This is a genomic window from Echinicola shivajiensis (genome assembly GCF_018642165.1).
Taxonomy (GTDB): domain Bacteria; phylum Bacteroidota; class Bacteroidia; order Cytophagales; family Cyclobacteriaceae; genus Echinicola; species Echinicola shivajiensis.
Map to the genome: position 1 here is coordinate 17,070 of NZ_JAHHZM010000014.1, position 14,283 is coordinate 31,352.

Sequence of the window (14,283 nt, forward strand, 5' to 3'; positions counted from 1 at the left end):
TTTGCCTTAGTCTTAGAATGTTAGATTGATTCCCGCGGAAAATTGCTTAGAATTTGGATAAGCACCATAGGTGCTGGATCCCACACTTAGTACTTCAGGATCAATACCATTAAACTTGGTGAAAGTTGCTAGATTGATTCCCTGAGCATAAATCCTTGCCCTCTTCATTCCTATTTTATTGGCAATGGCCACAGGTAATGAGTAATTCAGGGTTACTTGCTTTAACCTGATATATCCGCCATCATTGACCAACCTGGTCGATTGAGTCCCAATGCTTGAAGTACCAGGTTCTTGGCCTCCTTCATATGGCTTAGGAGTCTTGGTAATATCCCCCGGTTCCTTCCAATAATCCAACTGAGAAACTACCTGATTATCAGGACTTGCTCCCGCGTAGGCTATATTATATAAATCCTGGTTGAAAACTTTGTTTCCAAATTGGTATTGGAAAAAGACCTCCAAGGATACAGGACCATAACTGAATGAATTGGATAAACCACCATAGCTGTTTGGCAAGGCACTTCCAATATACCTTAATGAAGATTCACCCGCTATATAGGTATATTCCCCATTTTCATCCTCATACATGACCCTACCATTAGCTGGGTTAACTCCCAAAAACTCATTGGAATATATGAAGCTAATCGGTTTTCCAACTATATAATCGTTACCAATTCTATCCAATCCGTCATACAGCTCCATCAATTCATTCTCCAAGAAGGTAATATTGAAAGCAGTATTCCACTGGAAGTCCCCCGAAACAATATTTACAGTTTGTAGATCGATATCAATTCCTTGATTTCTCACTTTCCCTGTATTTCTAGTAATTGTTCTAAAGCCGGCATCAATAGGAAGAGGAGTATCCAAAAGCAATGCATTTGAATTCTTTCTCCAAAAATCTACTGTACCAATTAACCTTCCATTGAACAAGGTCCAGTCCAAACCTATATTAAATGTTTCCGCTTCTTCCCAAGTCAATAAATCATTGCCTAATTGCGACACTCTTAAAGCTGCATTTCCTAAATATTGCCCTGCACTTCCTACCAAAGTCCTTGAAGCAAAATTGGAAATTTCAGAATTACCAGTAACACCATAGGATGCCCTCATCCTTAAATTATCTATCCAGTCCATGTCCTGGAGGAATTCCTCTGAGGAAATTCTCCATCCAGCAGAAAATGCATAGAATGTACCCCATTTATATTCTGAACCGAAACGGGAATTACCGTCCCTTCTAACAATTACTTCGGCATTGTATCGGTCATCGTAATCATACTTCGCTTGACCAAAAATACCCGCTCGCTTATATTCAGTATAGTTACCGTTAACGTCATAAGGAGTAGCGGCATTTTGCAAGTACCTTAAAGTTGGGTTTGCAAATCCTCTACCAGTTGCTGCGCTCAACTCATCCTGAGCCCCCTTATATTCAAAACCTAGGATCCCTGAAATATTATGAACATCCTCGAAAGACTTATTGAAATTGAAGTTATGGTTGGTATTGAAGTTATTATACCTTCTGTCCGTGTATGTTGCAGACCCTCCATAGGATGAGAAAGCAGGAATAGTAGAAGGCCTGTTGTTTTCATCACGATTATCAGTAAAATCAATACCAGCATATGATGTAAAGCTTAACCATGGCGTAAACTGATAATTCAATGATAAATTAGACACTGACTGTACAGTAGTGGCCCTCCTCAATTCTTCATAAACACCTTGGACGATATTGTAACCAAATAAGTGATCTGATGGGTACATAGCAAATCCACCATCTTCATCATAGATAGGAACATTTGGTCTCGCTGAGTATCCTGCCACAAAGGGTCCATTCACAAAATTACCTCTGTCTATAGTCCCATTGGTTCTCTGATAAGCTAGAGACAAATTAGCCGTTACAGTAAACTTATCATTTGGACGGTGGGTCAGGTTCAACCTACCTGTTCCTCGCTTATAATCCGATTGAACAATTTGTCCTTCTTGGGACGTATAAGAGCCAGAAAGATAAAAAGTGGTTTTTTCATCACCTCCGGTAATAGAAAGATCATATATGCTCAATCTTGCATTATCTCTGTAAAGTTCATCCACCCAGTCAATGGACTCAAGATCTGGGTCTTCAGGATTTCCATAAATAGCCGCTGCATCATTAGGGTTTAATCCTGCATTGATATAAGCAGCTCTTTTGATGGTTGCAAGCTCAGTGGCATTCATCATATCGTATAAGCCCAAGGGCTGCACTATACCTTCTTGTACAGAAAGGGATATATCCGTTTTTCCCTCACGACCTCTTTTAGTAGTGATCAGTACTACCCCATTTGCAGCTTGGGCCCCATAAATGGCAGCTGCGGCAGCATCTTTCAATACTTCAATGGATTCAATATCATTAGGGTTAATCGCTGCAAGACCATTTTGGTCACCCTGAGTAGAAACACTTCCTGGAGTTAGCTGCACTCCATCCACGATGTAAAGAGGAGAATTACCAGCATTAATGGATCCTGTCCCTCTTACCCTTACATTCAAAGTTCCTCCTGGCTGCCCGCTTCCAGAGGTTACCTGCACACCAGCGATTCTTCCCTGCATGGCACGATCAAATGACTGCATTGGAAGGTTCGCGAAAACTTCGCCTTTTACCGAAGCTATGGCCCCTGTAATCTCTCTTTTGGATTGATCACCATATGAGGTAATCACAAACTCAGACAAAGTTTGTACATCGGGTTCCAATTCAACATTAATTATTGATTTGTTCCCAATTGGAACTTCAATCCCCTTCATCCCCACGAAACTAAAAATAAGAACTGAGCTACCTGTAGGTACATTAATGGAATACTCTCCATCAAGGTCTGTAGCTACTCCTACTGTAGTCCCTTTAACGAGAACCGTAGCCCCTGGAATGACCTCTCCATCTGAAGCGGAGGACACTACCCCAGTGACAGTACGGCTTTGACCGTACACCATGGCACAGGCCATTAGGAATACCAGTCCTAGCAGTAAAATTTTCTTCATGATAAATAATTTTATTTTGGTTTAACATCTATAAGATAGTCTATTATCCTCTAATAATCCAATATCAAATCCCAATTTCAATTAGCTATAATAATTGATGATTTCATGACAGATTACTAATATCATTATTTACGAAATTTTATTCCGAAAGGATTACACAAACCAAAACATATCTCATTATCAAAAAAACCAATCCTATTACTTCAAAAAACATTAATACCAAATAATATTTCAACCACAAATATCAACTAAACACCATTTAGAACATTATTAATATCAAAGTGTAATAAATTGACCACGCTATTATTAAGGTAGCCGATATATACCTTTACGAACTTACACCTTAGAAGAAACAAGAGTTAACACATTGAAATACAATAAATTAATGCGAAAAAATTAAATAAATCATAAAAATAAAAGGTTAAAAAACGACAATAAAACGACTCAATATAGAAACCAACGAAATTTTTTTTCCGGAAAATTAATTTATAACTATTTCAATTCTTCTATTTTTTGCCCGATTAGACTGATTTGAATTGGGCACTAGAGGTTTTTTATCTCCCCAGCCCATTACATCCAATCTGGATGCTGGAATTCCATTTTCTATCAAGTAAGCCTCCACACTTTTGGCTCTGCGCATGCTTAAGTCTTGATTATAACTTTCTTCTCCAATATTATCAGTATGACCCTCGATAACAATATTCACTTGATCATTTTCCAAAAGGAATTTCTTAAGCCTTAATAAAGAGCTTTTAGATTCAGGCCTTAATTCAGATTTATCAAAATCAAAAAACACATTTTCAAATAGAAACTGTTCACCTTTGGCTACTGGCTTAAGGCCAATTTCCATATTTTTTATATCCTTCAAGCTATCTTTTTCAACGTTATAAATCTTCGGCAAAAAACCTTTCTTTTCAACATACAGTCCAGAAAAAGCCTTGTCAGGGTATATCATCATGAATTTCCCTGAATCTCCACTTGACCTAAACTCATAAAGGGTACTATCATTTTCCAGATTCACTAAAGCCAAGGAAGCCACTATAGGCTTGCCTGTCTTTTCGTTCATCACCTTTCCTCCTGTAACTATTAATCTTTCGCCTAAATCTATTTCCTTTGGAAAGTTAAAACGGTATAAATACGATCTATCCAAAACACCATTCCTAATAGAGTTTTCAGTGTAATAAGCATAATCTCTTTGGGCTGTAATGAACAAAGCCAATTGATCCCTTTGATCATTTATAGGATAACCTAGATTATCAGGGATTTCAAAATCTCCTTTATTGATCTTACTGCTAAACAGGTCCATTCCTCCAAAGCCCAAATGCCCATCCGATGCAAAAAACAACAGCTCATTATTGAAATATAGGAATGGAGACACCTCATCAAACTTAGTATTCACCACTTCCCCCACATTGACTGGCACAGACCAAAGTCCATCTTTTGTCCTCATAGAATAATAAATATCATTCCCTCCAAATCCACCTCTTCTATTGGATGAAAAGAAAAGAATGCTGCCATCTGCTGATAATGATGGCTGCGAATCCCAGTACCTGGAATTCACCTTCTCTCCCATATTTTTTGGTTTCTGCCATTGGCCATCTACCCTGTAGGCAATATATAAATCACAAGAACCATAGGAATCCGGTGCATCACAGCTGGTATAAATCAATATATTCCCATCAGCGGAAATGGTACAAGTCCCCTCATTGTACATTGTATTAATGTTTCTCCCCAAAGCCTCAGGACTGGACCAGCTCATCCCATCCCAAGAAGAGGTAAAGATGTCCTCGTGATCTGTTCGGGCGACACCATCTCTTTTGGTGAATAAGATCTGTTTGCTATCTGCTGTTAAAACGGGGAAATATTGTTGATGAAACTCATTGAGAGGAACAGGTAGCTTTTCTTTATCAATTTCCTTGGCCTTTTTCATCTCTTCCTTGATAAAGGCAAGTTGTTCCTCCATTTCTTTATAGGCATAAGAAGTCTTTAGACTACTGGAGAAATATTGCTGCGATTCTTCGAACTTTTGAATAGCTTGGTTAAAGTCCCCAGACTTCAAATAAATATTGGTGATCAACCAAGCAAAATTGGCCTTATGTTCAATATTCCCTTCACTTTTAATATCTCCGTTTATAGACACCTGAAGTGCTTCAGAATAATCCCCTCTATTTAGTAATAACTGAGACCATTTTTTATAGGCCTCTAAAAAGTGGTCATTTCTTTTTACCGCTAACTCAAATTTTTCAATAGCCTGATCATATCTTCTCCTCAAAGTCAAGTCTTCCCCCTCTTGGTAAAGCTTAATGGCTCTCCTATCATCAACGGAATACTCTTGCCCGTAAAGATTAAAACTGATAAATATAAAAAAGAGGACTATTTGGGTTGTTCGCATTTATTTATGGTATATCCATAAATTTATGAGTTTGGAGCGAAATATTCCAATCTGGATGACTTTTTACGTAATTAATTATTTCGTTGGTATACTTTTTGGACTTGCTCCATTCAGGCTGAAGGAGTTTTTTGCAGTTTTTTGACACCTTGGCAGCATGTTTTTCTGCAAAATCAAAATCACTCTTATGAAAAACAATCACTTTGAGCTCATTTGCCCGTTCAAAAATACTCTCGTGGGGCTCCTTGAATTTCTTGGGTGAAAAACATACCCAATCAAAATCACCAGAAAATGGATGTGTTCCACTGGTTTCAATATTGGTAGTAAAACCCTTCTCTTTTAACAAAGAGGTAAGAGGGTTTAAATCATACATCAAAGGCTCCCCTCCTGTAATCACCACCAATCTCCCTGGATGCTCCAATGCTCCTTGTACAATTTCTTCAACAGAAAGTATTGGCCACTTTCCTGCTTCCCATGATTCTTTAACATCACACCAAACACAACCTACATCACAGCCCCCCAAACGAATAAAATAGGCAGGATGGCCCGTAAAAGTCCCCTCACCTTGAATGGTGTAAAACGCCTCCATTACCGGAAGCTTCAATCCTTTTTCCACTAACACTTTCTCTTCCATAATAATTTTTGATTGAGCGGGTAATTGAACCGCTAATTATTTAGGTCTTTGCCCTTTTATATAAAAAAGCAGGCTTCATGACTGGAAGGTTCCTCCCAATTACAAAGCCTGCCATAAATAGCATAAATTAATTAAGAATAAACCTTTCTTTCAGCTGACTGTAATGTATTATACAATAATGAAGCAATGGTCATCGGACCAACACCTCCTGGAACGGGAGTAATTGCTGAAACTTTATCAGCAACCTCATCAAACTTAACATCGCCAATCAAACGGAAACCGCTTTTCTTGCTAGCATCTTCAATTCTATGAATCCCCACATCCACTACTACAGCTCCTTCTTTGACCATATCTGCTGTTACAAACTCAGGCTTGCCAATTGCCACAATAAGGATATCTGCTGTTTTGGTAATCTCCTTTAAGTTTTGCGTTCTACTGTGAGTAAGGGTAACGGTACAGTTTCCTGGATTTCCATTTCTGGCCATCAAGATGCTCATTGGAGAGCCTACTATATGGCTTCTACCAATAACCACACAGTGTTTACCGGAAGTTTCCACATTATATCTCTTAAGTAATTCCACAATTCCATAAGGCGTTGCAGCAACATATGTTGGCCAGTTCAAAGCCATTCTGCCAACGTTTGCTGGAGTAAATCCATCCACATCTTTTTCAGGCTTGATCTTAGCAGTTACTTTCTCCACGGAGATATGATCTGGCAATGGAAGCTGAACAATCAACCCATCGATAGCGGGGTTCTCATTGATATCTTCTACTGTCTTCAATAGCTCCTCCTCAGAGACACTATCCTCTAGCCTTACCAATGTGGAATCAAACCCCACAAACTCACAAGCTTTTACTTTGGCACCTACATAAGTCTGACTGGCTCCATCATTACCCACCAAGATAGCAGCCAAATGAGGGATTTTACCTCCTTCTTTTTTGATTTCCTTAACTCGGTCAGCAATTTCATTTTTAATTTCTGCTGATGTTTTTTTACCGTCTATTATTGTAGGCATAATTTATTTTTTAAGTGAGAAGGTCGAAGTGGGAAGTACGAAGTTTTATAAAAAGCTTCTTGTCCCTCTCTTCACCTATTTACTATTATTAAGCTTAACTTTCTTAATTGAAGCTACCATTATTGACAATATTTCATTGCCTTCTTGATGTAATACTTCAATATCTTTTGACAAGTCAGGCTTTATCTCTTTTAATATTTCCAGGAAGTAAAGACTTTCGTCAGCCTCTTCCTCAACTATTTTTAATTTATTTAGAAAATCAGCTGTTGATTTAGCCCTTTGGGATGCTCTATAATTAGCACCTACCGAGCTGGAACATCTTATCAACTGATTAACATAAGCATTATACTCTCTGGATTTGGGAAGTTTGGAACAAAAGAACCATGTTTTCACAGCATATTCCTTTGTTCTTTGAATCAGGTTATTTTTCATAGTAAAAAGTAATTCAGTGTTAAAACAATAATGATCGTTTAGAAAATTAATAAATTAATTTAACTGAATACTTCCTACTTCAAACCTCCCTCTTCGTATTTTCTTTTAATCTAATTTCAATACTGCCATAAATGCTTCTTGAGGCACTTCCACATTACCTACCTGCCTCATACGCTTCTTACCTTTCTTCTGCTTTTCAAGTAGTTTACGCTTACGGGAAATATCACCACCATAACACTTGGCCAATACGTTTTTACGCATGGCTTTTACAGTTTCCCTAGCAATAATCTTCGTACCAATTGCAGCTTGAATAGCAATTTCAAACATTTGACGTGGCACTAATTCCTTCAATTTCTCACAAAGTCGCTTACCCCACTCGTAAGCCTTGTCCCTGTGTACTACAGCAGACAAAGCATCCACTACCTCACCATTCAACATCACATCCAAACGAACCATGTTGGATGGTTTATTATCTCTTAGTTCATAATCCAAAGAAGCATAGCCCCTGGAAATGGTCTTAAGCTTATCGAAGAAATCAAATACAATTTCAGCAAGTGGCATATCAAAAGACAACTCTACCCTATCTGCAGTAAGGTAAACCTGGTTTTTGATTTGCCCCCTTTTTTCCATACATAACTGGATTACCGGACCAACATAATCTGACTTTGTAATAATGGATGCATGTACGAATGGTTCCTCAATTTGCTTGAAAAGATTTGGATCAGGCATATCAGATGGTGCATTGATCAGTTTGTATTCTCCGTTATTCATCAAAGCTTTGAACTGAACTGAAGGCACCGTAGTGATAACCGTCATATCAAACTCCCGCTCCAATCGCTCCTGAATAATCTCCATATGAAGCATCCCCAAGAACCCGCAACGGAAGCCAAAGCCCAATGCAGCCGAGGTCTCTGGTTCCCATACCAAAGAAGCATCATTCAGCTGAAGTTTTTCCATGGAAGCTCTCAACTCCTCAAACTCAGTAGTATCAACAGGGTAAATCCCAGCAAATACCATAGGCTTCACATTTTCGAACCCTTGGATAGCTTTGGTACAAGGTCTTTTTATATGGGTAATGGTATCCCCCACCTTTACTTCTTTAGCTACCTTGATACCAGAAATCAAATAACCTACATTACCAGCACTTATCGTGTCCTGCGGCTTTTGTTGTATACCTAAAATACCGATTTCATCAGCATCATATTCTTTTCCGGTATTGACAAACTTAATTTTGTCACCTTTCTTGATGGTTCCATTGAACACTCGGAAAAGAACCTCAACTCCACGGAAAGGGTTATATACTGAGTCAAAAATCATGGCCTGCAATGGCTCATCCACGTCTCCTTTAGGAGCAGGTACTTTTTCGACTACTGCATTCAATATATCTTCTATACCCAAGCCTTCTTTTCCAGACGCATGAATAATATCCTCCTTCTCACATCCAATCAAATCGATCACCTCATCGGCCACAACCTCTGGGTCTGCACCTGGAAGGTCTATTTTATTCAATACAGGAATGATCTCAAGATCATGTTCCATCGCCAAATAAAGATTGGAAATTGTTTGGGCTTCCACACCTTGCGAGGCATCCACAATCAATAATGCACCTTCACAGGCAGCAATTGAACGAGAAACCTCGTATGAGAAATCCACGTGACCTGGTGTATCAATCAGGTTCAGGGTAAACTCCTCTCCCTTGTAATTATATTTCATCTGGATGGCATGAGACTTAATGGTAATCCCCCTCTCACGCTCAAGATCCATATTATCCAATAATTGATTTTGCATCTCCCTTTCAGTCACCGTATTGGTAAACTGTAGCAGACGATCCGCCAATGTACTCTTCCCATGATCAATATGGGCTATGATACAGAAATTTCTTATTTTTTGCATATCCATTCTGAGGGCAAAAATAGTAAATAGTTAGTGTTTTAACAGTATAGCCTTGACATATTTATCATTAAGTACCTTAATACCTGACATTCCCATACCTCCTTTGGACTTTCTATTCTCATTTTGGACTTGTTGAACCTTTTTAAGCTCCTTATCTTTGCAGCTCCAATATCATAATCGAATCATGAAACAGCTGGCGGAAAAGAAAAAAGAGAAAAACATAGGTGAGTATATTGTCTATATGTACCAAATGGAAGACCTGATAAGGTCATTCCAGTTCAACATGGACGAAATCCGCCAATATGTTATTTCCCACTATCCAGTATCAGAAGAGGAAAAAGCTGAAATTACAGATTGGTTCCGCCATTTGTTACGGGAAATGCAGAATGAAAAAATCCAGGAAACCGGCCATCTTTCTGCTACTCAAAAAGAGGTCGACCGCTTGGCTAATATCCATTGGAGCCTACTCAAGAATGACCAAGAATACTTTAAAATCTACAATGAAGCCAAGCCCCATATAATCGAAGCTATCATGGCTGCAGATGGACAGGATTTAGGTCATGAAATCCAAATTTGTATAAACGGGGTTTACGGACTCCTGTTATGCCGCCTCACTGGTAAAAAACTAAGCCCAGAACAGGAAAGATCCGCACAGGCTTTTGGAAGCGTCTTGAGTTATCTTAATCTTGCTTATATGGAAGAAAAGAAAGATCAATAACAAAAAATCTTTCAAAGTTAATAAAGCCTGAACATCAGTTGACGTTCAGGCTTTTTAAAATTCCATCACTTCGTAAATGCTCTTGTAAAAACCATTTTCTGTCACAAAATCCAAATACTGCTGATAAAATGGATGGGCACTCAAAGTAGCACTATCTCCCACAACGATCAACTTCCGCTTGGCTCGGGTCAGCGCCACATTCATTCTTCTAGTATCAGCGAGGAAGCCAATTTCACCTTGTTCATTGGACCGTACCAAACTGATCAAAACAATATCCCTTTCCTGGCCTTGAAAACCATCGATAGTCCCTATGCTAATATTATCTCTTAATTCCCTTAATTGGTCAAACCCTTCTCCTTCCTCCAATAATTCGGCAAGCTTCTTAACCTGGGCTTTATAGGGAGAAATAATCCCAAAAGTATAGGTACTGGTTTTAAAAATATCTATCCCTAGCCTTTCAATTATTTTTTCTAACAAACCTAGAGAAAATCTACCCTCTTCTGTATTGAGTTTACTCAAGGAATCTTTCTCTAAGTGTTCATTAAAGCCGCTTCCTGCAGTATCTATAAACTCAATAACCGGCTCTTCCTCAGCCAAACGGTGGCTCAATGTATTTTCGGCAGCCTGCAATGCTTCATGATAAAAGTACTTGCTTGAAAATTTCATGATCATTTCAGGCATTCTGTACTGGAGATTTAGCATTGAACTGGCCTCAACCTGTCTTTTGATCACCTTTTCAAATAAGGTTTCACTTAAGCCTTCTTGACTGGCTTGATAAGATTTGATTGTTGGAGGAAGTTGACAGTGATCTCCTGCCATAATAATCTTCTCAGCTTTCATTACAGGTATCCAAGTGGCAGGCTCCAACCCTTGACCTGCTTCATCGATAAAAGCTACGGGAAATTTCATCCCCTTTAGTACTGGATTATTCGCACCTACCAAGGTAGTTGCAATCACTTGGCTTTGCTGAAAAACATCAAATAATATATAATCTTCTAAATGGGAAGCCGCATCCTTGGCCTTACTTGCCTCTGCCATTAAACGCTTTCTCTGCTCACGTTCAGCATGTCCAAAATTCCGTTTGTACTTCCTGCCCATTCTTCTATACTCCTCCACTGCTTTCCGCAATTTTTTGAGGTCTTTGTAACTATTATGCGCAGCAATCTTAGCATCCAAGGTCTGTTCTAAAATCTGATCGTCCACTCTTGCTGGATGCCCAATTCTCAGTGTGGACACGCCATTAAACGTTAATTTCTCAACCAAAAGATCTACAGCTGCATTGCTTGGGGCGCAAACCAATACCTGTGAGCTCTCTTTTAAAACCTCCTTGATGGCAGCCACAATAGTAGTAGTCTTTCCTGTACCTGGAGGACCATGAATTATTGCCACATCTTGGGCACTTAAAACCTTTCCTACCGCAGCATTCTGACTGTCATTTAAGGTTTCAATATTCTCAAGACTTATGTCATTATTAAAAGCAGCTTGGTTTTCGCCTAATAGGACCTCCCTCAATTGGCCCAACCTTCCACTCTCTGCTTTTATGACACTATTCATAGCAAAGTCCATTTCCCGGTAACTGGCCTCGTCAAAATGAAGGTCTACTCCCAACTTACCGTCATGGAGCCAATCTGGCCATTCATTGCCCATAAGCGTAATGGTCATGGTATTCTTACGGACAAAATTCACAACACCATTGGCTCTAAGGGCTTTCCCCTCTGAGAAATTGGAAAATAAAGAAATGGATTTACCCGACTGGAAACTATGGGACCGGCCACTTTCTGCTCTCTCCACTTCCAATATCAACCTTTCGCCCATACCAACTTTAGTTTTGATCACTTGCACGGGATACCAGCAGATACCTTCCTTTTTCTTATCCGCAAGCGAAGCACTAAGTGTTTTTAAGCGGTATTGCTCCAAATCCTCTGCCCACTCTTTTTTTAAAAGTTGTAAAGTAAATTTTAATTCTTCCTGTATTTTCGACATCAATGGTTATTTTTAATAATCAAAGCTAATGTATTTGATAATGTTGAGAACCATTTAACCCTTTTTTCTGCCTTGAATTTTTTAGCGCACGCATATCTTTCATTTGACCATCCAAAGGTGCTTTTAGGTAACTTTATTGGAGACTTTGTCCGTGGCAATTTAGAGGAACAATTCGAACCTAGGATAGTAGCGGGAATCAAACTTCATAGAGAAATTGATAATTTCACTGATAGCCACCCTATCGTAAAAGAGGCTCAGGAATTATTAAAACCGCATTACAAAAGATACTCCCTAGTCATTACCGATGTTTACTTTGATTATTTCCTTAGCAAATACTGGGAAGATTACGACAACAGAAGTATTGAAGAATTTGCGGACAATGTTTATAAGACTATAAAAAAAAACGATTATTTACTACCGCAAAGCTTCATGTATCTATTTCATTATATGAAAAAAGACAATTGGCTGGTGGCTTATGGCACTATTGAAGGAATGAAAGCTTCCTTAACGGGTATTTCCAAACACACGAAATTTGACTCTAAAATGGAAACCGCACACCTATTTTTAAAAGAAAACGAAGCAAAGCTTAAGACTTATTTTGATGCTTTCTTTCCTGATTTGGTTAAATTTGCCAAAGGAAAACTAGAAGAGCTATTAAAAGATTATGATTCAATGTAAACCAAAAAGAGCTACTTATATTTCACTAACAGCCATAGTGATTATCCTTATTTCTGGGCTCAGCTATATTCTCAATGACTTTAGCACTTCCAGGTCCTATGGGTTATTTTTCTACTTGATCAGTGCCGCATTGCTTACGGTGGTTATTTTATTGATCCTCGTAAAAATGATGGCAGGCTATCGTTTTATAAGTGCAGGAAAGAGCGAAATTGAAGTGCGATTACCTTTAAAAGGATTTAAAAAAACTTATAATCTTAGCCAAATACTAGCCTGGCAAGAAGAAATTGTCATTACCAATAAAAAAGAATTCCGACAGTTGACCATTGCTTTTGAAGATAAAACCTCAATTAGCCTTAGCAATCACGAACACACTTCTTATCAGGAACTCTATAAATATCTTATGAAAAAGATTCCTAAGAAAAAGGTAAAATCCTAAAAAAAGCCTTCTGATTTAATCTCAGAAGGCTTTTTTGTTACAGGCATTTTTAATGTTGCCAATCATATTTATCAAGGTTTTCCAAGCAAGCATTGAGCAATTCTATACTTGCGGCAATATCATCCTTATTGGCCATCTCAATCACCTGATGTAAATGCCTTGTCGGAATAGATATAGCTCCAGCTATAGCTCCCTGCTTGCCCATCCGTTGCACACCTGCAGTATCAGTACCTCCAGCTGTTAATATTTCAGGCTGCCATTTAATATTTTTCTCAGACGCGGTTTTCTTCATAAAGTCCACCATTCTATAATCACAGATGGTCATGGCATCCATTACTTTTATCGCAGTTCCTTTTCCGAGTTCAGTGATTTTTTCATGAGGGGAAGCTCCTGGGACATCATAGGCAATGGTTGTATCTAGAGCAATTCCAAAATCCGGATCAACGCCATGCGCAGCTACATTTGCCCCTCTTAATCCTACTTCTTCCTGAACGGTAAATGTTGCATAAACATCATAAGGGGGATTTTTGATGGACTTCAAAGCTTCTAATAAAATAAATACCGCTACCCTATTATCAATTGACTTACAGTTAACGCAGTTTCCCATCTCCACCAATTCTCTATCCCTGGTTACTGGATCTCCAATTGAAACGTACTGCTCCACTTCCTCCTTGCTCATTCCAAGATCAATAAAGTAATCGGTTGTTTTAGGCAACTTATTCCTTTCCTCAGGCGTCATCACATGTATAGGCTTACTTCCCATCACGCCTACCAAATCCTTTCCCCCATGAACGATCACACGTTGCGCGGTCAAGGTTTTCGGATCAAAACCACCCAAAGTATGGAACCTTAGAAAACCACTGTCATCTATATGGGTTACGATGAAGCCAATCTCATCCATATGGGCAGCCACCATGACCTTCTTCCCTTCCGGATTATTGACACCTTTTTTTACAGCAATCACATTTCCCAAATTATCCACTTTAACTTCGTCAACCAGTGGAGTCACTTGTTCAATTACCAAATCCCTTATTCTTTTTTCGAAGCCGGGTGCACCGGCGATTTCGCAAACTTGCTTTAAAAGTCCTGTATTTATACTCATGTTGCTATTAT

11 protein-coding genes are annotated in these 14,283 nt (G+C 38.8%); 3 read left to right on the forward strand and 8 right to left on the reverse strand.

Translation table 11 applies throughout. From position 1 onward, the window contains the following. Positions 1–12 precede the first annotated feature (12 nt). The 6 genes from KMW37_RS17655 to lepA form a co-directional block, all read right to left on the reverse strand. Positions 13–2,991 (reverse strand): SusC/RagA family TonB-linked outer membrane protein, encoded by a 2,979-nt coding sequence (locus tag KMW37_RS17655; protein ID WP_215225982.1) that lies wholly within the window; start codon positions 2,989–2,991, stop codon positions 13–15. A 481-nt stretch (positions 2,992–3,472) separates the two neighbouring features. Continuing rightward, complete coding sequence (locus KMW37_RS17660; RefSeq protein ID WP_215225983.1) at positions 3,473–5,383, reverse strand: OmpA family protein; 1,911 nt, start codon at positions 5,381–5,383, stop codon at positions 3,473–3,475. Positions 5,384–5,387: 4 nt separating this feature from the next. Then, the gene (locus KMW37_RS17665; protein WP_215225984.1) at positions 5,388–6,014 is read right to left on the reverse strand and encodes a 7-carboxy-7-deazaguanine synthase QueE; all 627 of its coding nucleotides are present in this window, start codon (positions 6,012–6,014) and stop codon (positions 5,388–5,390) included. A 131-nt stretch (positions 6,015–6,145) separates the two neighbouring features. Further along, the gene (locus KMW37_RS17670) at positions 6,146–7,030 is read right to left on the reverse strand and encodes a bifunctional 5,10-methylenetetrahydrofolate dehydrogenase/5,10-methenyltetrahydrofolate cyclohydrolase (protein WP_215225985.1); all 885 of its coding nucleotides are present in this window, start codon (positions 7,028–7,030) and stop codon (positions 6,146–6,148) included. A gap of 75 nt (positions 7,031–7,105) precedes the next feature. Next, entirely contained in the window at positions 7,106–7,462 is a 357-nt protein-coding gene (locus KMW37_RS17675) for a four helix bundle protein (RefSeq protein WP_215225986.1), read from the reverse strand. Between the two features lie 105 nt (positions 7,463–7,567). Next, positions 7,568–9,361, reverse strand: a complete 1,794-nt coding sequence (lepA, locus tag KMW37_RS17680; RefSeq protein ID WP_215225987.1) for a translation elongation factor 4 — start codon at positions 9,359–9,361, stop codon at positions 7,568–7,570. A gap of 178 nt (positions 9,362–9,539) precedes the next feature. On the opposite strand from lepA, the gene KMW37_RS17685 reads away from it, so the two are divergent. Next, positions 9,540–10,073, forward strand: coding sequence for a DUF4924 family protein (locus KMW37_RS17685; RefSeq protein WP_215225988.1), 534 nt, complete (start codon positions 9,540–9,542; stop codon positions 10,071–10,073). A gap of 54 nt (positions 10,074–10,127) precedes the next feature. On the opposite strand, the gene KMW37_RS17690 is transcribed toward KMW37_RS17685, so the two are convergent. Next, positions 10,128–12,056, reverse strand: a complete 1,929-nt coding sequence (locus tag KMW37_RS17690; RefSeq protein WP_215225989.1) for an AAA domain-containing protein — start codon at positions 12,054–12,056, stop codon at positions 10,128–10,130. A gap of 72 nt (positions 12,057–12,128) precedes the next feature. On the opposite strand from KMW37_RS17690, the gene KMW37_RS17695 reads away from it, so the two are divergent. Both KMW37_RS17695 and KMW37_RS17700 read left to right on the forward strand, forming a co-directional pair. Further along, positions 12,129–12,734 carry an acyl carrier protein phosphodiesterase gene (locus tag KMW37_RS17695; RefSeq protein ID WP_215225990.1) on the forward strand — a complete coding sequence of 202 codons (606 nt, stop codon included), beginning with the start codon at positions 12,129–12,131 and terminating at the stop codon, positions 12,732–12,734. Further along, positions 12,721–13,170 (forward strand): hypothetical protein, encoded by a 450-nt coding sequence (locus KMW37_RS17700; protein WP_215225991.1) that lies wholly within the window; start codon positions 12,721–12,723, stop codon positions 13,168–13,170. The genes KMW37_RS17695 and KMW37_RS17700 overlap by 14 nt, the downstream gene beginning before the upstream one ends. Before the next feature lie 49 nt (positions 13,171–13,219). Here the strand turns inward: KMW37_RS17700 and KMW37_RS17705 are convergent, their stop codons facing one another. Continuing rightward, positions 13,220–14,272: a M42 family metallopeptidase gene (locus KMW37_RS17705; RefSeq protein ID WP_215225992.1), complete on the reverse strand. Its 1,053-nt coding sequence runs from the start codon at positions 14,270–14,272 to the stop codon at positions 13,220–13,222. Positions 14,273–14,283: the final 11 nt, after the last annotated feature.

Excerpts from the sequence above, each read along its gene's own strand:
- KMW37_RS17655 (WP_215225982.1), bottom strand. The coding sequence starts at position 2,991 with ATGAAGAAAATTTTACTGCTAGGACTGGTATTCCTAATGGCCTGTGCC.
- KMW37_RS17660 (WP_215225983.1), bottom strand. The coding sequence starts at position 5,383 with ATGCGAACAACCCAAATAGTCCTCTTTTTTATATTTATCAGTTTTAAT.
- KMW37_RS17665 (WP_215225984.1), bottom strand. The coding sequence starts at position 6,014 with ATGGAAGAGAAAGTGTTAGTGGAAAAAGGATTGAAGCTTCCGGTAATG.
- KMW37_RS17670 (WP_215225985.1), bottom strand. The coding sequence starts at position 7,030 with ATGCCTACAATAATAGACGGTAAAAAAACATCAGCAGAAATTAAAAAT.
- KMW37_RS17675 (WP_215225986.1), bottom strand. The coding sequence starts at position 7,462 with ATGAAAAATAACCTGATTCAAAGAACAAAGGAATATGCTGTGAAAACA.
- lepA (WP_215225987.1), bottom strand. The coding sequence starts at position 9,361 with ATGGATATGCAAAAAATAAGAAATTTCTGTATCATAGCCCATATTGAT.
- KMW37_RS17685 (WP_215225988.1), top strand. The coding sequence starts at position 9,540 with ATGAAACAGCTGGCGGAAAAGAAAAAAGAGAAAAACATAGGTGAGTAT.
- KMW37_RS17690 (WP_215225989.1), bottom strand. The coding sequence starts at position 12,056 with ATGTCGAAAATACAGGAAGAATTAAAATTTACTTTACAACTTTTAAAA.
- KMW37_RS17700 (WP_215225991.1), top strand. The coding sequence starts at position 12,721 with ATGATTCAATGTAAACCAAAAAGAGCTACTTATATTTCACTAACAGCC.
- KMW37_RS17705 (WP_215225992.1), bottom strand. The coding sequence starts at position 14,272 with ATGAGTATAAATACAGGACTTTTAAAGCAAGTTTGCGAAATCGCCGGT.